This is a genomic window from Salinibacterium sp. NK8237 (assembly GCF_015864955.1).
GTDB lineage: Bacteria > Actinomycetota > Actinomycetes > Actinomycetales > Microbacteriaceae > Rhodoglobus.
Genome location: NZ_JADYWE010000001.1, coordinates 464,569 through 481,762, shown reverse-complemented (window position 1 = coordinate 481,762; position 17,194 = coordinate 464,569). Strand labels below are relative to the sequence as shown.

The following is a 17,194-nucleotide window of genomic DNA, read 5'->3' as shown; positions in this document are numbered from 1 at the left end:
AGGTAGGTATGTCGCAGTCCGCTCCCGCCGTGATCAATCCGGCACAGTCAGAACCGCCCACCCGGCGTTTTCGGGGGATCACAAATCCTCTTGCTCGTTTTCTTATAGTTCGCTTTCTTCTGATTTTCCCGACCGTGTTCATCCTCGTGACGATGGTGTTCTTGTTGATGCGCTCGATCGGTGACCCCATCACGGCGGCTCTGGGCGACCGGCTCACGGCAGCCCAGCTTGCGGAACGCATTAGCGCTGCAGGCTACGATCGTCCGCTCTTGGTTCAGTATTTCGAGTACCTCGGTCAGGTCTTCACCGGCAATTTTGGTACCGCCATCACTGATGGTCGTCCCGTTTCTGAGTTGCTGGTCACCTACGGCAGCGCCACTCTCGAGCTTGCGTTTTACGCTGTACTCGTGGCTCTCGTCGTGGGTATTCCGCTCGGCATGGTCGCGGCGTACTACCGCGACAAGTGGCCGGATGCCGTGCTGCGGGTTGCCGCGATCCTCGCCTACGCGACTCCGGTCTTCTTCGCGGGGCTGCTTCTCAAGCTCGTGTTTGCCGTCTGGCTGAAGGTGTTGCCGGTGGCAGGCCGAGCATCCACTCGCACAGAGTTGCAACTGACGACGCTCGACAACAAGTCGGGTATCTACTTGATTGACGCGTTCCGTCTGGGCAGCCCGGCAGCAATCGGCGATGTGCTCTCGCACGCCGTGCTTCCTGGTCTCGCGCTCGGGCTGCTCACGGCCGGCATCTTCTTGCGGCTCGTGCGCACCAACGTCATTGGTTCGCTGTCGATGGACTACGTGGATGCTGCGCGCTCCCGTGGCGTGAGCGAATACCGTCTCGTGCGCAAGCATGCCTACAAGCCCGCGCTCATTCCGATCATCACTGTTATCGGTTTGCAGATCGCACTTCTGTTGGGAGGCGCGGTGCTGACTGAAACCACCTTCGAGTGGAAGGGCCTTGGCTTCAAGCTCGTCGAGTACTTGGGTGCTCGTGACTTCGTGGCGGTGCAGGGCATTGTGGTGTTGCTCGCGGTGATCGTGGCACTGACCAACTTCATCGTCGATATCATTGCGGCGATTATCGACCCGAGGGTGAGGTACTAATCATGACAACGACACCCTCACGTTTTGTGGCTGTATGGCGCAAACTGCCTATTGTTCACCAGGTTCGCCAGTCGGTAGGACTCCAGCGCGGCATGCTCGTTGCCGGGCTCATCTTGACCGGCATCTTCTTGCTGACGGCGCTCTTTGCTCCGCTACTTGCTCCCTATGGTTTCTCGCAGCTGCGAGACGAAGAGGGTTCCTTCGGAGCCCAAATTCCTCCCGGCGGTCAACACATTTTGGGCACCACCGTCGGTGGCTACGATGTGCTCTCGCGAGTGATTTGGGGCTCGCGAACTGCGCTACTCGTGATCGTCGTCGCGGTTGCACTGTCGATTTTCGCCGGAGTGCTTCTCGGCTTGGTCTCGGGTTACCTTGGCAGCTGGATTGATCGCGTTCTCGTGGTCATCTCCGACGCGGTGTACGCGTTCCCGACGCTCCTGCTCGCGATCGTCGCAGCAATTGCGATCAGCGGTGGCCAGTCGAGTTTCTGGGGTGGAGTGTTTGCGGCGGCGGTATCGATCACTGTGGTCTATATCCCGCAGTATTTCCGCGTTATCCGTGCTGAAACGGTACGGATCAAGTCGGAGGCTTACGTCGAATCGGCGAAGGTCATTGGCTCGAGCACTCCGCGGATCATGTTCCGCCACGTGTTCCGCAACGCGACGCGCACCCTGCCGTTGATCTTTACGCTCAACAGCTCTGAGGCCATCCTGACTCTCGCGGGTCTTGGTTTCCTCGGTTTCGGTATTGAGCCATCCGCGGCGGCCGAGTGGGGCTACGACCTCAACAAGTCGATTTCGGATGTCACGAGCGGCATCTGGTGGACGTCACTGTTCCCCGGGCTCGCGATCGTTCTCGTGGTTCTCGGAATCACTCTGGTGGGGGAGTCACTCAATGACCTTGCTGATCCGCGACTGCGCACCCGTCGGCGTGCCGACCAGTCGGCGCCGGCGCTAGAAACTGCTCCTATCTCGACGCTCGACCTCAACGACGATATGGACTCTGTTGACCCGCTGGAGGCTCGATCATGACCAACATTGTGGAGATTAAGAATCTCGAAGTAACGTTCGCGACCGATGGTGGAGACGTCAAAGCTGTCGATGATGTGTCGCTGAGTCTTGCCCCGGGCGAGGTGCTGGCGATCGTCGGCGAGAGCGGCAGTGGCAAGAGCGTGACGGCCAAGTCTGTTCTCGGGCTGTTGCCCGAGACGGCAGTATCACGCGGTGCCATTGTGCTGAACGGCAAAGAAGTTATTGGCATGTCCGGCAAGCGCTTGCGTGAGCTTCGTGGCGTCGACGTCGCGATGGTCTTTCAAGAGCCCTCCACAGCGCTCAACCCCGTTTTCACGGTTGGCTGGCAGATCGCAGAAGGGCTTCGCGCCCACGGCAATGTTGGTAAGCGCGAGGCGCGTACGAAAGCGATCGAGATCCTGCGCAAGGTGGGCATTCCGGAGCCGGAGTCGCGGGTCGATTATTACCCGCACCAGTTCTCGGGCGGGCAGAAGCAACGTGTCGTTATCGCCATGGCGCTCGTGCTCGAGCCAGAGCTGATCGTGGCCGACGAGCCAACAACCGCTCTGGACGTCACGGTGCAAGCGGAGATCCTCGATCTGCTGCGCCGGTGCCGTGATGAGTTTGGTGCTGCGATCATCCTTATCACCCACAACATGGGCATCGTCGCCGATCTCTCCGATCGGGTCGCCGTGATGTATCAAGGCAAGCTGGTTGAAGAAGCCCCAGCTCAGCAGTTGTTCGATTCGGCCAAGCATCCTTACACGCAGAAGTTACTCGCAGCCGTTCCTCGTATCGGTTCGGGTGCTTCGCGGGCAGCCGCACGCGTGACTGATCGTGCGGCCGCTGGCGGCGAGAAGGATGTCGAACCTGTCGTCATTGCTGACAACCTCGAGATCGAGTTCCCTGGCCGTTTCGGTCGCGCACCGTTCCGTGCCGTTGATCGCGTGAGCTTCACGATCTCACCCGGTGAGGTGCTCGGCCTGGTTGGTGAAAGTGGTTCCGGCAAGACCACGATCGGGCGTGCGATTGGTGGGCTCAACAAAATCACCGGCGGTTCGTTGTCTGTTCTGGGCCACGAAATGCTTGGCTTCAAGGAACGTCAATTCCGACCACTGCGCAGCGACATTGGTTTCGTCTTCCAAGACCCCGCCTCCAGCTTCAACCCGCTGCTCACCATTGCTCAGTGCGTTGCTGAGCCGCTGATCGTGCACGGCAAGGCCGAAGACCCTAATGATGCGCGGGCGCGTGTTGATGAGCTTCTCGAAGCCGTTCAGTTGCCGAAAGCCTTTGGCGATCGCTTCCCGCACGAGTTAAGCGGTGGACAGCGGCAACGCGCCAGCCTTGCCCGTTCGCTCGCTTTGCGGCCACGACTGCTGATCGCCGACGAACCGACGAGTGCGCTTGATGTGTCGGTGCAAGCGAAAGTGCTTGAGCTGTTCGCTGATCTGCAACGGGATCTCGGCTTCGCAGCCCTGTTCATTAGTCACGATCTTGCGGTCGTCGACATGCTCTCCGATCGCATCGCGGTGCTCTACAAGGGGCAGCTCGTGGAGGAGGGTGTGGGCTCAGAGGTGCTCGGCAATCCGCAGCATCCCTACACTCAACGCTTGCTGGCGTCGCTGCCGGTGCCGGATCCTCGTGAGCAGACAGAGCGCCGCGAAGCACTGAGGGCGCTGACTGCCGTAGATTATTGAGGTGACTTCTACTCAGCCCACCGTGAGCGCGCGCGACCTGTCGCTGCGCTATCCCTCTCGAAATCCGGAAACGCGTTCGATTGCCGTCAACGGGCTGAGTTTTGAGATTGCTGCTGGCGAGGTGTTGACAGTCGTGGGGGAGAGTGGCTCGGGCAAGAGCACTCTCGCCAAAGCGGTCGCGCTGCATGCTGAGACCGGTGCCCACGGTTCACCGCTGTTTAGCGGGGGAGAACTCGCCGTGCTGGGCACTGAGTTGAGGTCGGTAAGTCGACGCAAGCGTGATCACTTGAGCTTGCGGGTGGGTTATCTGCCTCAGGATGCCGGCAACCACCTCAGTAGTCGGCTCACTGTTGCTGAAAATATCGCCGAACCGATCTTTGTGCGCGATCGTCGTTTCAGTCAGCGGGAAGCCGCCGAAGCGGTCGCGACCCTCATTGATACGGTGCGGCTGCCGCTCTCGGTGATGAACCGGTATCCGTTCGAACTGAGCAAGGGGCAGCGCCAACGGGTGGCGATCGCCCGCGCCATGATTTTGGAGCCGCAACTGCTCGTGGCCGACGATCCCACCGCAGGTATTGACGTCAATGTGCGTGCCGCCATTCTCGATCTCATCGTCGATCTGCAAGCCCAACGCGAATTCTCGGCCCTGCTAGTCACCGCCGACCTTGCTGCGGTGCGTCGGGTCGCGACGAATGTCGCTATCATGCATCGGGGAATCCTCGTCGGCTCTGGCGAACTCTCCGAAGTCCTTTCCGATCCTTGGCACCCCTACGTGAAGGGGCTCGCTAACTCACTTGTGGAGCTTGAACGTGAACAGCGCTAACGACTCAACGCCCGAGATCACGCCCGTGCCCGCCTCGACCTGGTTGGTTGGCGGCTGGGGCGCAGACATGGAGTGCGAGTCCGAAGGCATCTTTGTCATGCGCAGTAGGCCGGATGGGTCGCTCGAGCTCGCGCAGCGCGTTGCGGAGGTGCCCTCGGCATCCTTCATCGTGGTCGATGGTGACCGCGTGTATTCGACGCTCGAAGGATCAGGCCAGGTCGCAGCATTCGATCGCGACGGCGAGACCCTCAGCGACCCTGCATTCACCACCAGCGGCGGCCAATTTCCCTGTCACATCACGGTCCACGGCACTACGATCATTGCCGCAAACTATGGCACTGGCACGCTCGGAGTCATCGAGGCTTCGGCGGAACCCACCGCGCTCGACACGCGTCAAGTGGTCGAGACTGTTGGCCTCGGTCCGCGACCGCAACAGGAGGGCCCACACGCTCACTCCTCTGTTTTTGTCGACGACAACACCCTCTTCACTCTCGATTTGGGCGCCGACCTCATCCGTATTTTTAGCTACACCGATTTTGCGATCGAACAGATTGCTGAGGTCGCTACGCCGGCAGGGTTTGGTCCGCGCGACATTGTGGCCCGCCCCGGCGATCTGTTCTATGTGCTGGGAGAACACGGATGCGGCTTGCTCGTTTTCGAGTGGAAGAACCGTGCGCTAACGCAGCTGTGTTCCATCGCGCTGCCCGGTGCTGTGGAAGGCGACCAGGCCTCCGCCATCGCGATTTCTGCCGACGGCCGCTTTGCCTACGCTGGGGTGCGTCACAGCAATCAGATTGCGGTTATGGCCATCGCCGAAGACGGGCGAAGCGTTGCACCGCTCACATCGGTGTCGTGCGAGGGAAACTGGCCGCGCCACATCATCATGAGTGACGACGTTCTTCACGTCTGCAACCAGTATTCGCACGAAGTGGCTAGTTTCAGAATCGATCCGAACGGTATTCCGCAGCTGATTGCCCCGCCAACCCGGGTACTTTCGCCAACATACCTCGCCAGAATCGCCTGATGGTTTTTCAACTGCGAAATCATTTGCTAAAGTAATTGAGTTGCACAGCGGTCCTCGATAGCTCAATTGGCAGAGCAACGCACTGTTAATGCGTAGGTTCTTGGTTCGAGTCCAAGTCGAGGAGCTTATAGTCCCGGCCACTAAGGTGGCCGGGACTTTGTGCATCCCGGTGCCATTAGCCTCACGGCGATTCGTGCGACATTCGAAGTGCCGTGGAGATGCCAACGGGGGACGAGCGTCGCGTCCTACTCCGCCGGGAGTACCCCGAGCTGCACCGCCGGGCCGACGCAACAGCCCACACGGCCAACTAGCATCGAAGAATGCCTTCGCTGTCCCGTCGTTCCGCACCGCGCACATCGAATGCGATGCTCGAATCGCTTCTGAGTGGCACGGGTATCAGCGCGTCGCAGTCTTCGCGATCGCGGCGCTTGCGACGCTGGATTCCGGTGGTGATTTCGCTGCTAGTGCAAGTGCCGATCACGATCGTGGGGGTGATCTGGACGGGCGCCTACGCGGAGTATGGCGATGCGGCATCGGTGCTGCCATTCAGCACCGTTCTTGAACTCAGCAGCATTGGTGCCGGCGGGATCGCTGCCATCGCGCTTTCCCTCATCGGCCCGTTGTTGCTTTTGTGGATCCGCCGGTATCCGGGGCCTCTCATTGCCGTCATCTCAGCTTTGGCTGCTGCAGACTTTCTCATCGGCTACTCACTGCTTTCCCCGCCCTATCTTGCTCTCGCGTTCGCCATTGTCATCGCGATTTCGTATGGGGCACGCACCTGGACCTGGGTGTCGATGATTGTCGTGTGGGAAGCGACCCTTCTCGCCGCGCTGGTTGTAGGCATTGAGTTAGACCCGCATCGCGTTGTTCCCACCACGATCGGGCTGCTGTTGGTGCTGGGTTTCGCTGAAGCGAATCGTCGCCGGCGTGAGCAATTCGAGAAGTTCCACACCGCCTTTGCGAGTCGCCGTGAAGAGGAGCTGCGAGCTGAGCGCACAAGAATCGCGCGGGAGTTGCACGACGTCCTAGCGCACTCACTGAGCCAGATCAACGTGCAGGCTGGCGTCGGTCTTCATCTCATGCATAAGCAGCCAGAACAAGCCGCAGAAGCACTCGCGAGCATCAAACTCTCCAGCAAAGAAGCGCTCGATGAAGTGCGATCGCTGCTAGGTATGTTGCGAAGCGAAAGCGTCGACGCTGGTGAGGATGATGCTCCGCTGGTTCCTGAGCCCGATCTCTCTCGACTCGCGAGCCTCGCCGACTCGGTGCGAGCGCAAGGTATCGAGGTGGAACTCACCTCAGAGATTTCGGAACATACTGCCCCGGCGCTGCAACTGGCGCTTTACCGAATCGTGCAAGAGTCGCTCACCAATGTGGTGCGTCATGCCTCAGCAACCTCCGCCATCGTCTCATTGGCGGTCGAAGGCGACGACTATGTCGTTACTATTACCGACAACGGTGTCGGTATCGATGCCGACGGACACTCAGCGGGGCGGGGGCTGTTGGGCATGCGCGAACGGGCTGAACTACTCGGCGGCACGCTCCGCGTGGCCGATGCACAGCCGTGCGGCACTGTGGTGACCGCTCGTATTCCGCATCGTTCGGCATCCGCATGATCCGTGTTGTTGTTGCGGATGATCAGCAACTGATTCGCGCGGGCTTTCGCAGTCTGCTCAGCGCCGAAGATGACATCGAGGTCGTGGGTGAGGCGGCCACCGGAACCGAGGTTATCGAGGTTGTGCGGCGAGAACGTCCCGATGTCGTGCTGATGGACATCCGGATGCCCGATGGTGACGGCCTCTGGGCAACCGAACAAATTGCGACCTTTCCCGACCTCGCTGAGACGCGCATCGTTGTCGTCACAACGTTCGAGGTCGATGAGTATGTCGCGCGGGCTATTCGCGCCGGAGCCAGTGGCTTTCTCGTGAAAGACACTGAGCCGGTCGAACTGATCCGGGCGGTGCGTGTGGTCGCTTCCGGCGACGCGCTGCTGAGCCCCGGCGTAACCAAACGACTACTCGAACGCTTTGCCCGCGGCTCGCAGGTGGCGGTTGATGCCAGCATCCTGTCGGCGATCACCGAGCGTGAACGCGAGGTTCTTGCTCTGGTTGGGCAGGGGCTCACAAATGCCGAAATCGGCGTCAAACTCTTTCTGAGCCCGCTGACAGCCAAAACTCATGTCTCCCGCATTATGTCCAAGCTCATGGCGCGCGACCGCGTACAACTCGTTGTCATTGCCTATGAGACCGGGCTGGTATCGCTGGGGCGGGCGGTGTGACGAGTTAGGCGTCGAGTTGCTCCTCGGAGGGCAACCACGAGAGGCCAGGCTGGCCCCAGCCCTGCTTGCGGATCGCTTTCGCGGCGGCCTTGGCATCCGGAGCCTGCAGGCGGTCGGCGTAGAGCACGCCGTCGAGGTGATCGTATTCATGTTGGAAGATGCGGGCGAGCCAACCGGACGCTTTGATCTCGAAGGGCTGCTGCTGAAGATCGAAGGCGCGCAGTATGACCAGGTCGGCACGGGCAAGGGGGTAGCGTTCGCCGGGGATCGAGAGGCAGCCCTCTTCATCCGCTTCTTCAGAATCAACAACGGGGGTCGGGCTTTGCCACAGCTCAGGGTTGATGGCCACTCCATGCCAGCGCACGTCGTCGTCATCAGTCCAGTCGTAGACAAAAATGCGCAGACCGACGCCCACTTGGGGAGCGGCAAGGCCAACGCCTGGCGCTTCTTCCATGGTCTCGACCATGTCGTTGACGAGGGTGGTGAGCTCGCTGTCGAAGGCCGTTACCGGGTTCGCTGGAGTGTGGAGCACCGGGTCACCGGTGATAATGATGGGAAGAACGGCCATGTACCCAGAATATCCCGTGTGAACCGAGTAGATTTGACGAGTGCCGCCGGACATCCTTGACCTCAGCGATCAGATCACCCTGACGCCGCTGCAAACGGTGGGAATTCCGCTCGCCATCATCGGCGCGATCCTGTTGTCGCTTGGGGCACAGTTCCAACATCGTGGCGTCGCCCGTATGGAACAACACCACGGCAGCGAAGCGAGTACGGGCCTCAATTTTTCGCAGGTGAGAGCGCTACTTGCTCGCCCGTCATGGGTCATCGGAACAGCATTCTTGGGGCTGGCGATTGTGTTCCAGCTGACGAGCTTGTCGCTCGCTCCACTGATGGTGGTTCAGCCCCTTGGCGCGGTGGCGCTCGTGATGACAGCCATCATGAATTCCCGCATCGCTAAAGTGCGATTGGATGCCATTTCTATTCGCGCCATCGTGATGTGTGTTGTGGGAGTTGGGGTGTTTGTCGGGATCGCAGCGATGTTCGCGAAATCGACGGTGATCACCCAACGGGAGTTGTCGATCGTGCTTATCGTGTTGGCGATCGTTTTGGCGCTGTGGATCGTCTTGTTTCTGGTTTTCCGAAAGAACGCCTCTCCAGTTTTTTATATTCTCGGCGCCGGCATGCTGTTCGGTTTCGTCGCGACGCTAGCAAAGGTCGTCATCGATCGCATCAAGACGATCATGATTGCGGGTTCCGGGTTCGAAAGCACCGATTTACTCACGATTCTCTGCATCGTCGGACTCATTGCAGCATCCCTGCTTGGCTCCTACTTCGTGCAGACCGCTTACGCCTCCGGTCCGCCCGATCTCGTGGTTGCAGGGCTCACTGTTGTTGACCCTCTCGTCGCGGTCACGATCGGCATCATTGTGCTCGGCGAAGCCGCGGATGCGCCCCTGTGGGCAGTGATCGTGTTCGTGATTACGGGTGCGGTGGCCATTTTCGGCGTCTTCTCGCTCTCGAAGCACCACCCGCAGCTAAAGTCTTAGCATTTCGCGTGGCTCGGCTTATCGGCCCGTGGCGGTAGGTGTCGTGAGGTACGTTATTAGGTGCCGTTGACCTGACCGGGTCGTAAACGAATTGCCTCGTGACGCACAACTGTTAAGGAACTCTTCGACTGTGACTTCCGCTGTGAGACGCTCGCCCCACGAGGGCAAACCGCGACTTCGCATTCTGATTGGCGCAGACACCTTCTGGCCACAAATCAACGGGGCGGCAACTTTCATTGCTCGGCTAGCGGCCGGGCTCGCCGAGCGCGGTCACGATGTGCACATTGTGGCTCCGTCGTACTCCAACAAGAAGTTGGGCACGATGGTTGAAGTGCACGAGGGTCACAAAGTAACCCTGCACCGCCTTTACTCGTGGCGCTGGCTCGGCCATCCCTGGCTGCGATTCATGATGCCGTGGCGGGTGAAGCAAAACTCGGCACGCATTCTCGATCAGGTGAAGCCTGACGTCATCCACTTTCAGTCGCACATTATTATCGGCCGTGGCATGACGATCGAGGGTGAGAAGCGAGGAATCCGTCTCGTCGGAACCAATCACTTCATGCCCGAAAACCTTCTCGATCACGCCTACATCATCCCCAAGTTTTTGCGCCGAAAAGCTATCCAGGCAGGCTGGGCAGCGGCGGGACGCTCCTTCATGCGCGCTGCCTGGGTCACCACACCTACGCGCCGAGCCGCCGAATATCTCGAAGCCAACACGCTCGTGCGCAACGTCGTCGCGGTGTCGTGTGGCATCAACGCTGATGGCTACAACGGAAACCTTGAACCCAAGCCAGAGAATCTCATTGTGTTCCTGGGGCGGCTTTCGGACGAAAAGCAGATCGACAAGCTTATTCGCGCGGTCGCGATTCTTGACCAAGCACTCGATGCAAAGCTTGAGATCGTGGGCGGGGGAGAGCTCGAAGGTAAACTCCGTGCCCTCGCAGTCTCGTTGGGCATCGAGGATCGTGTAACGCTCACTGGTTTCGTTGACCAGGAACAACTCCGCGAGGCGTTGCAGCGTGGTTCAGTATTTGCGATGCCGTCAATCGCAGAACTTCAGAGCATTTCCACCATGGAAGCGATGGCGTCGGGTCTTCCCGTTGTTGCTGCCGACGCCATGGCGCTTCCGCACCTCGTGCACGATGGTGAGAACGGCTTCCTCTTCGAGCCCGGCAACGTTGACGACCTAGCCGCAAAGCTCACGCAGGTGCTCACCTTGCCCGCGGATGAGCTGTTGAAGTTCAAGAAAGAAAGCTTGGCCATTGTGGCTGACCACGACATCCAGCGCACCCTAGACACCTTCGAGAGCATGTATCGCGGCGAAGAAGTCGCGGCTGCATCCTCGTCGAGTAACAAAAAAGAGAGCGCCTCCTAGCGGAGACGCTCTCTTCGGAGCCACAGCAATCGGCTCGTGAGCGAAGGCGTGGAGCCTACTTCTTTGCGGGGGTGCGGTTCTCGGCCGACACCATCCAGGCGTATTGTTCGAGCGTTTCGAGGATGCCGTGCAGTAGATCCGCGCTCGTAGGGTCTTCTTCATCGATGGGGTCGTGCACTTCGCGAATGGTAGCGATAGTGCCTTCGAGCCGCTCCGTCAGAAGGTCAATGGTGTGCGCGGTGTCCACTTCGCCCGCGGGGAACTCGGGGAGCGTGGTGGTTGCCGCAACAGTGTCGCTACGGCCATCAGGCGTGGCATGCAGCGCGCGCATCCGTTCCGCGATCGTGTCGCTGAAGCCCCGAGCGGCATCGATGATCTCGTCAAGCACGAGGTGGGTGTCGCGGAAGTTCTTGCCGACGACATTCCAGTGAGCCTGCTTGCCCTGCAACTGAAGTTCGAGCAGTTCTACGAGCACCTGCTGAAGACGATCCGCCAGCCCCTTGGACGCAGTGAACCCTCGCTCAGCATTCTGCTGGCGGGTTTTGCGAGCCCCAGATTTGGCCGGACTTGTGGTCTGCGCTTTCTGTGAATCAGTCATGGCTCCACCGTAGGAGTGTTGGGTGAAGGCTGGCTCAAGGTTGCTTGGGAGCTAGCTGAATGTGTTCGGCGAACTCGTGTTCGCAGATCCGGTTGCCGAGCGCGAGATCACGCTCGGAGAATCCTGATCCTACGACCATGTTCTCTCTGCGCAGTGGCGTGCGCTCACTAACCGATTTTGCCGGTAACGTAGATACGCTCGCACTCGTGCGGGCACGGGGCGGTAGCTCAGCTGGTTAGAGCAGCGGACTCATAATCCGTCGGTCATGGGTTCAAGTCCCATCCGCCCTACATTCGTCCTCTAAGCCAAGCGCTCGTCGATTTCACCGAGTGTTTCGACGGTCAGCGTTGGCGATACAAAGTGCTTGGGATAGGTCGCCTTCGTGCGGTTAACCCACACGGTCGAGAGTCCGGCGTTGGCGGCACCGTGGATGTCCCACGGATGCACCGCCACAAGGTACGCGGTTCCTGCAGTTTCTGATCGAGTCAGAGCACTCTCGTAGGCTGCGCGCGCAGGTTTCCAGGGGGAGTAACCCTCCACCGACAGGAAGCCAGTCATGGAATCGGCGAGACCAGCTTCCGTCAGCATCCGCTCGGCATTGCTCGCAGGTCCGTTGGAGAGAGTGAACAGTCGATGGCCGGCGTCGGCCAGCGACCTGAATCCCGGAGCAACATCCTCGTGAAGCTGCACGCTGGAGAAAGCGGTGATGACAGCATCCACTGCGTCGTCCAGCGGAATGGTGATGGGAGAGCTGCCGAGAGCGTCGCGCGCGTTTACGGTGGCAATGTCGAGAAAGCGCGCATCGCTATCAGTGCTGGTGAGCGCGAATCCGTCACGCAGAATGCTCGCGAACCACGATGCTGCACGATCTCGCGTTGCGCCAACCGCTTCAAAAGCATCGGCGACGGGCGAAAGATCAGACAGGGTTTCGTTGACGTCGAAAAACAGAGTCACAGGGGCGTTTGTCATCTCTACCGGCTTTCCGCACTCCAGCGTCACAGCCCGAATGCTGCGGCTATCTCAAGTACTGGGGCTTACGGTACGCGCAGAAGTGAACGTTTGCCTGAGATCCAGAATACGAGAGACCCGAATGCGATCATGACGATGACGATGAGGCCGACGAAGAAGAAGACGCTGCCGTAGCCGGTGTCGGGGTGCAGGAACGGATACGGCACCCAACCATCAGTTGCGCCGCGTACGAGAACGACGATGACCCAGACGATCGGGTAGATCAACACGATCCAGAGCCGGTTGAAGGCGATGCGGGCGCGGTCGGAGAAAAGGATCCAGTCGGCCAGGGCGAAAATCGGGGTGATGATGTGCAGTGCTGTGTTCGCCCAAGCGACGGGAACGCCGCCGGCTGCACCGAGTGGGGCGAGCAGCGTCGCATACACAACGCCGACGATGATGATGTAGGTCGTGACTGACGCGCGCGCGATATTCAGAGCCGGCGAAGCAGCCTCGCCGCGCAGGGCAACTACCGCGATGACCGCGTACACGACCGCAAGGATGATGTTTGACTGAATCGTGAAATACCCAAACATGTTGAACGGGTTAATCACCGTGCGACCTGCCGCTTCGGCAACGGTTGCGAGCACCGCAGCAGCGACGAGCGCGGCAATCGCTAAGCGCAATACTGCGACAACGACCGCGCCATTTCGGGTTTCGGGCGTGGCGGGTTTGGCGGCGTAAGTCATAGTTCCCCTCGAACTAAAAAGCGTGCGATCGCTCTGACTCTAGCGAATGCAGCGCGATCGCACGCGGAAGGTGAACTGTGTCGTTAGTTGCGCACCTTGCCGCGACCGAAGATCAGCCACAGGATCGAGCCGAAGATCGACAGGAAGAAGGCGACCAAGATCCACACGAACTTGCCGAGCACACCGTGATTGTTGCTCTTGGCTATCGAAACGACGGTGATGATGAAGATGACCAGTCCGACGACGCCAAAACTGAAGCTAATAGGTTCCATGGTCTAAATCTACCCGGCGTGGCACTATCAAGTTATGAGTTTGCTGGATGCAGCGTGGCAGTCCCTTGGGGAAGATGCCGCCGCCCTCGCCTTAGTGCGCGACAACGGCACTGCCGTGCCCCTCACCGGAACGCTGCCTTCGGGCCGCTTCGTTCATGACGCGATCGCTGCCGCCTCGTTTTCTGCGTCGCTGCTGGCGGCACGGAGGGTCGGCTGCGCGGTTCCTTCAGTTGAGCTCAATCCGCTCAAAGTGGCGACTGCCGTCACGAGCGACAAGCACTTTCGCCACGGTGGCGAACCGGTTGCTGCGTGGGCAGAGCTCTCTGGATTCTGGCCCTGCAGCGACGGTTGGGTGCGCACGCATGCCAATTATCCGCACCACCGCTCAGCCCTGCTGAGCGCGCTCGACCTGCCCGATGGTACGGGCGCCGACGAGTTCATGCTCGCGCTCCACACGATGGATGCGGCCGAGGTTGAAGAGAGAGTTGTAGCCGCCGGGGGAGTCGCGACCGTGGTGCGCACCGCAGAGGAGTGGGCCGAGCATCCGCAAGCTCAGGCGTTGGCCGAACTGCCTGTCATCGAGGTGTCGTCGCTCGGCGATACCGAACCGGCTCAGCTTGCTGAGACGACTATCGACGCGCCACTGGCTGGCCTCCGCGTGCTCGACCTCACTCGCGTGATCGCTGGGCCGGTCGCGGGGCGAACCTTGGCCCTGTGGGGCGCCGACGTTCTGCGCATCGACGGCCCGCGGCATCCTGAAATCCCGTGGCAACACCTCGACACTGGTGCCGGCAAGCGTTCGGCCCTGCTCGACCTCGACGACGACACCGACCGGGCAACCTTCGAGAAGCTGCTCGAGACCGCGGATGTCGTACTCACCGCCTACCGTCCCGGTTCGTTGGATAAATTCGGACTTTCACCAGAGGCTCTCGCCGAGCGACGCCCGGGAATTATCGTGGGCCGCCTTTCGGCGTGGGGAACAGTCGGACCATTGGCTGAACGCCGCGGCTTCGACAGCATCGTTCAGGCCGCAACAGGAATTGCGCTGGTTGAGGGCGAAGGCAAGGGAACGCCGGGCACTCTACCCGCTCAAGCTCTTGACCATGCCGCTGGTTATCTGCTTGCGGCGGGCATCGCCACCGCGGTGCGACGACGCATCGATGCGGGCCACTCGTGGCTCGTGGAGGTGTCGCTTGCGCGACTGGCGAGCGAACTGTTGCAGCAGCGCCGTCCGCGGCACGCGCCCACGGCATCCGCTGGTTTCACTCCAACGGTGACAACGCAGGAGGGGGTCACGAGCGCGGTTCCGGCTCCCGCCTACGATGGCAGTCCCGGGCGCTTCAGTGCCCCGGCGGTCGAGTGGGGTTCGAGCGACGCCGCGTGGCTTTCTTAGCAAGCCGATCTGGCTTTCCTGAAATAATCCCGTGTCGGCGGTGGTTGGCATCATGGACTTCAACAAGGATGGACTTATGACTGACACTGCTGCGCCAACACTCACGCCCGAAGCTAAGCTCGCGCTCTTTCGCGAACGTCGCGACCAGGCGGTCGTGCAGCAGAACGGCAACCTTGCGCTGACGAACACTCAGTGGGTTGACGCTGAGCAGACGATCTGGGGCGTTCCCGGAACCTGGGCTCCGCACGAGGATGGTCTCACGGTCACCGCCACCGCAGAAGACAACATCGTTGTCGATGGCACGCTTGTTGAGGGCAGCGCCGTTGTGCGCAGCAAGAGTGATGTAGACCCGAGCACGATCGTGTTCGGAGAAACCGTTACCGGGTTCGTCATCACAGCCCCCGAAGGAAACCACGCCCTGCGCGTCTGGGACACCAACTCGCCCGCGATCCAAGAATTCGGCACGATCGACGCCTACGCGTACAACCCGGACTGGGTAATCACCGCCGCGTTCACACCCAACCCCGAGGGAACCACCCTCGGCTTCGAGCACCTGAAAGACAACGGCCAGGAGCGCGAACAGCCGATTCCAGGCGACATCTCCTTCACCAAGGATGGCGTCGACTACAGCCTCGCCGCCTTCAAATCAGGCCGTGCGCTTCAGCTCGTGTTCGCGGATGCCACCAGCGACGTCGATACCTACAGCGTTGGCCGCTTCCTGTTCGTCGCTCCCAACCCCGACGGCACCATCGTTCTCGACTTCAATCTCGCGATCTTGCCGCCCTGCGCCTTCAGCTATAACTTCAACTGCCCCATGCCTCCGAAGCAAAACCGTTTTGCCGTCGCTATTGAGGCCGGCGAAAAGAACGTGCTGAAGAAGGACGGCTCGCTGCTTCACGACTAGCCGCGCGGCGAGTGCGACTCCAAGAACTCAAACACTTCAGTGGTGTCAACCCCGGGATACATTCCGGTGGGCATTGCCGCGAGCAGCGAACTGTTGAGCCGCGCGCTCGGGATCGAATGCTGCGCCCAGCGGGACGACAGGTTCTCGGGCGCGCTGCGGCAGCACCCCTCATCCGGACACGTTGAGACGGCACGGTTCGTGGTGTCGCGCCCACGGAACCACTTTGCTGACGCAAACGGAGTGCCAAGGCTCACCGAGAAATCGCCACGCCGACCCGACTGGATGCGCGACGTGCACCAGTAGGTGCCGCCCGGCTTGTCGGTGTATTGGTGGTACGGGCTGAAGCGGTCCTCGACATCAAAGACTTGGCGCGCACTCCACTGCCGGCACACGATTTGTCCCTCGATCGCGCCGAGCGCATCCGTCGGAAAAGCTGCACTGTCGTTTTCGTAGGCCTTGGAAATTGTGCCGCCCTCGTGCACCTTCAAGAAGTGCACGGGAACGCCCAAATGCTCAGTCGCCAGATTCGTGAAGCGGTGGGCCGCCGTCTCGTACGGCACCGCGAATGCATCGCGCAGATCTTCGACGGAAAGTTCTCGCTGCGCCTTGGCTGCGGTGAGAAACTCGACCGCGGTCTTCTCCGGCACCATGAGGGCCGCCGCAAGATAGTTCGTCTCCACCCGCTGATAGAGAAACTCTGAATAGTCGGCGGGTTCCCGGATGCCCAACACATGCCCGGCAAGCGCCTGCAGCAGCGTCGAGCGCGGGTCTGTTCCCTCAGCCTGCGCGACTGGCAGGTAGATGCGGCCATTGCGTAGATCCGTCACACTGCGAGTAGTGGCGGGCAGATCGGGCACGTAGTGCAGTGAAAACCCGAGGTGGGAGGCAAGGTCAGAGGCAACCCGTTGGGAGAGCGGGCCGCCGGTGTGGCCGACGGCATCCAATAGTTCTCGGGCTGTCGTCTCAAGTTCGCCAAAGTAGTTATTGCGCCTGCGCATCACGCGCCGCAGTTCGGTGTTAGCGCGGCGGGCTTCCTCGGGCGTTGCCGCACGTTCGCGGTGGAGGCGCTGCAATTCGTCGTGCAAGCCGAGCACGGTTTCGATTGCCTCATCGCTGAGGGTCTTGCGCACCGGCAGCTCGGGCAGCGCGAGCGAGTTGTAGAGCGGACCGCGCTGCGCGCGTTCGAGAGCTATCTCGAGGGCAGCACGCGGTGACGGTGGCTCTGAGCTCAGCAGTTCATCCACCGACACCTCAAAGAAGCGGGCGATCTTCTGCAGCTCGCTGAGCTTGAGCTCTCGCTTGCCGTTCTCGATAACAGACACCTGAGAGGCCGCACGCTCGAGCGCGGCACCGAGGTCATCGAGGGTGAGACCGCGATCGGTGCGGAGTTGACGGATGCGGCGGCCAACGGTGAGGGAATCGAACATGTCCTCATCGTCTGCCTGCGTACGCGTGCGTGGGGTCATCCGA

17 protein-coding genes and 2 tRNA genes are annotated in these 17,194 nt (G+C 60.6%); 13 read left to right on the top strand and 6 right to left on the bottom strand.

What is annotated here, in order from left to right:
* Window positions 1-8: 8 nt before the first annotated feature.
* The 8 genes from I6E56_RS02345 to I6E56_RS02310 all read left to right on the top strand — a co-directional run bounded on the left by I6E56_RS02345 (window position 9) and on the right by I6E56_RS02310 (window position 7,935).
* Entirely contained in the window at window positions 9-1,103 is a 1,095-nt protein-coding gene (locus I6E56_RS02345) for an ABC transporter permease (protein ID WP_197135752.1), read from the top strand.
* A gap of 2 nt (window positions 1,104-1,105) precedes the next feature.
* Window positions 1,106-2,134 (top strand): ABC transporter permease, encoded by a 1,029-nt coding sequence (locus I6E56_RS02340; RefSeq protein ID WP_197135750.1) that lies wholly within the window; start codon window positions 1,106-1,108, stop codon window positions 2,132-2,134.
* On the top strand, window positions 2,131-3,810 hold the full coding sequence (locus I6E56_RS02335) for an ABC transporter ATP-binding protein (RefSeq protein ID WP_197135748.1): 1,680 nt from the start codon (window positions 2,131-2,133) through the stop codon (window positions 3,808-3,810). Before I6E56_RS02340 ends, I6E56_RS02335 begins: the two co-directional genes overlap by 4 nt.
* Window position 3,811: 1 nt before the next feature.
* Window positions 3,812-4,633, top strand: coding sequence for an ABC transporter ATP-binding protein (locus I6E56_RS02330; RefSeq protein ID WP_307842730.1), 822 nt, complete (start codon window positions 3,812-3,814; stop codon window positions 4,631-4,633).
* The gene (locus tag I6E56_RS02325) at window positions 4,620-5,657 is read left to right on the top strand and encodes a beta-propeller fold lactonase family protein (protein ID WP_307842729.1); all 1,038 of its coding nucleotides are present in this window, start codon (window positions 4,620-4,622) and stop codon (window positions 5,655-5,657) included. Before I6E56_RS02330 ends, I6E56_RS02325 begins: the two co-directional genes overlap by 14 nt.
* Window positions 5,658-5,708: 51 nt before the next feature.
* Window positions 5,709-5,781 (top strand) — tRNA-Asn (locus I6E56_RS02320).
* 196 nt (window positions 5,782-5,977) lie between these two features.
* Window positions 5,978-7,273 carry a sensor histidine kinase gene (locus I6E56_RS02315; RefSeq protein ID WP_197135744.1) on the top strand — a complete coding sequence of 432 codons (1,296 nt, stop codon included), beginning with the start codon at window positions 5,978-5,980 and terminating at the stop codon, window positions 7,271-7,273.
* Window positions 7,270-7,935 (top strand): response regulator transcription factor, encoded by a 666-nt coding sequence (locus I6E56_RS02310; protein ID WP_197135743.1) that lies wholly within the window; start codon window positions 7,270-7,272, stop codon window positions 7,933-7,935. The genes I6E56_RS02315 and I6E56_RS02310 overlap by 4 nt, the downstream gene beginning before the upstream one ends.
* Before the next feature lie 4 nt (window positions 7,936-7,939).
* On the opposite strand, the gene def is transcribed toward I6E56_RS02310, so the two are convergent.
* Window positions 7,940-8,503, bottom strand: coding sequence for a peptide deformylase (def, locus tag I6E56_RS02305; protein ID WP_197135741.1), 564 nt, complete (start codon window positions 8,501-8,503; stop codon window positions 7,940-7,942).
* Window positions 8,504-8,543: 40 nt separating this feature from the next.
* Here def and I6E56_RS02300 point away from each other — a divergent pair, with 40 nt between their 5' ends.
* Together I6E56_RS02300 and I6E56_RS02295 are read left to right on the top strand one after the other, a co-directional pair.
* A complete protein-coding gene (locus tag I6E56_RS02300) occupies window positions 8,544-9,485 on the top strand; it encodes a DMT family transporter (protein ID WP_197135739.1) in 942 nt (313 codons plus the stop codon).
* 130 nt (window positions 9,486-9,615) lie between these two features.
* Window positions 9,616-10,860, top strand: a complete 1,245-nt coding sequence (locus I6E56_RS02295; RefSeq protein WP_197135737.1) for a glycosyltransferase — start codon at window positions 9,616-9,618, stop codon at window positions 10,858-10,860.
* A gap of 55 nt (window positions 10,861-10,915) precedes the next feature.
* On the opposite strand, the gene I6E56_RS02290 is transcribed toward I6E56_RS02295, so the two are convergent.
* Window positions 10,916-11,458 carry a Dps family protein gene (locus I6E56_RS02290; protein ID WP_197135735.1) on the bottom strand — a complete coding sequence of 181 codons (543 nt, stop codon included), beginning with the start codon at window positions 11,456-11,458 and terminating at the stop codon, window positions 10,916-10,918.
* Window positions 11,459-11,674: 216 nt separating this feature from the next.
* Between I6E56_RS02290 and I6E56_RS02285 the strand changes: the two genes are divergently transcribed.
* Window positions 11,675-11,748, top strand: a tRNA-Ile gene (locus I6E56_RS02285).
* A 10-nt stretch (window positions 11,749-11,758) separates the two neighbouring features.
* Here I6E56_RS02285 and I6E56_RS02280 read toward each other — a convergent pair.
* The 3 genes from I6E56_RS02280 to I6E56_RS02270 form a co-directional block, all read right to left on the bottom strand.
* Entirely contained in the window at window positions 11,759-12,427 is a 669-nt protein-coding gene (locus I6E56_RS02280; protein WP_197135733.1) for an HAD family hydrolase, read from the bottom strand.
* Window positions 12,428-12,492: 65 nt separating this feature from the next.
* Window positions 12,493-13,155: a Pr6Pr family membrane protein gene (locus I6E56_RS02275; protein ID WP_197135730.1), complete on the bottom strand. Its 663-nt coding sequence runs from the start codon at window positions 13,153-13,155 to the stop codon at window positions 12,493-12,495.
* 83 nt (window positions 13,156-13,238) lie between these two features.
* Entirely contained in the window at window positions 13,239-13,427 is a 189-nt protein-coding gene (locus I6E56_RS02270; RefSeq protein WP_197135729.1) for a PLDc N-terminal domain-containing protein, read from the bottom strand.
* Window positions 13,428-13,461: 34 nt separating this feature from the next.
* Between I6E56_RS02270 and I6E56_RS02265 the strand changes: the two genes are divergently transcribed.
* Window positions 13,462-14,820 (top strand): CoA transferase, encoded by a 1,359-nt coding sequence (locus I6E56_RS02265; protein ID WP_197135727.1) that lies wholly within the window; start codon window positions 13,462-13,464, stop codon window positions 14,818-14,820.
* Between the two features lie 76 nt (window positions 14,821-14,896).
* Window positions 14,897-15,724, top strand: a complete 828-nt coding sequence (locus I6E56_RS02260) for a DUF1684 domain-containing protein (protein WP_197135725.1) — start codon at window positions 14,897-14,899, stop codon at window positions 15,722-15,724.
* Here I6E56_RS02260 and I6E56_RS02255 read toward each other — a convergent pair.
* Complete coding sequence (locus I6E56_RS02255; RefSeq protein WP_197135723.1) at window positions 15,721-17,190, bottom strand: helix-turn-helix domain-containing protein; 1,470 nt, start codon at window positions 17,188-17,190, stop codon at window positions 15,721-15,723. The two genes, I6E56_RS02260 and I6E56_RS02255, sit on opposite strands and share 4 nt — an antisense overlap.
* Between the last annotated feature and the right edge of the window lie 4 nt (window positions 17,191-17,194).

Bases quoted from the DNA above. Each gene is read 5' to 3' on its own strand.
- def (WP_197135741.1), bottom strand. From the start codon at position 8,503: ATGGCCGTTCTTCCCATCATTATCACCGGTGACCCGGTGCTCCACACT.
- I6E56_RS02275 (WP_197135730.1), bottom strand. From the start codon at position 13,155: ATGACTTACGCCGCCAAACCCGCCACGCCCGAAACCCGAAATGGCGCG.
- I6E56_RS02310 (WP_197135743.1), top strand. From the start codon at position 7,270: ATGATCCGTGTTGTTGTTGCGGATGATCAGCAACTGATTCGCGCGGGC.
- I6E56_RS02260 (WP_197135725.1), top strand. From the start codon at position 14,897: ATGACTGACACTGCTGCGCCAACACTCACGCCCGAAGCTAAGCTCGCG.
- I6E56_RS02315 (WP_197135744.1), top strand. From the start codon at position 5,978: ATGCCTTCGCTGTCCCGTCGTTCCGCACCGCGCACATCGAATGCGATG.
- I6E56_RS02340 (WP_197135750.1), top strand. From the start codon at position 1,106: ATGACAACGACACCCTCACGTTTTGTGGCTGTATGGCGCAAACTGCCT.
- I6E56_RS02270 (WP_197135729.1), bottom strand. From the start codon at position 13,427: ATGGAACCTATTAGCTTCAGTTTTGGCGTCGTCGGACTGGTCATCTTC.
- I6E56_RS02255 (WP_197135723.1), bottom strand. From the start codon at position 17,190: ATGACCCCACGCACGCGTACGCAGGCAGACGATGAGGACATGTTCGAT.
- I6E56_RS02335 (WP_197135748.1), top strand. From the start codon at position 2,131: ATGACCAACATTGTGGAGATTAAGAATCTCGAAGTAACGTTCGCGACC.
- I6E56_RS02290 (WP_197135735.1), bottom strand. From the start codon at position 11,458: ATGACTGATTCACAGAAAGCGCAGACCACAAGTCCGGCCAAATCTGGG.
- I6E56_RS02280 (WP_197135733.1), bottom strand. From the start codon at position 12,427: ATGACAAACGCCCCTGTGACTCTGTTTTTCGACGTCAACGAAACCCTG.
- I6E56_RS02265 (WP_197135727.1), top strand. From the start codon at position 13,462: ATGAGTTTGCTGGATGCAGCGTGGCAGTCCCTTGGGGAAGATGCCGCC.
- I6E56_RS02345 (WP_197135752.1), top strand. From the start codon at position 9: ATGTCGCAGTCCGCTCCCGCCGTGATCAATCCGGCACAGTCAGAACCG.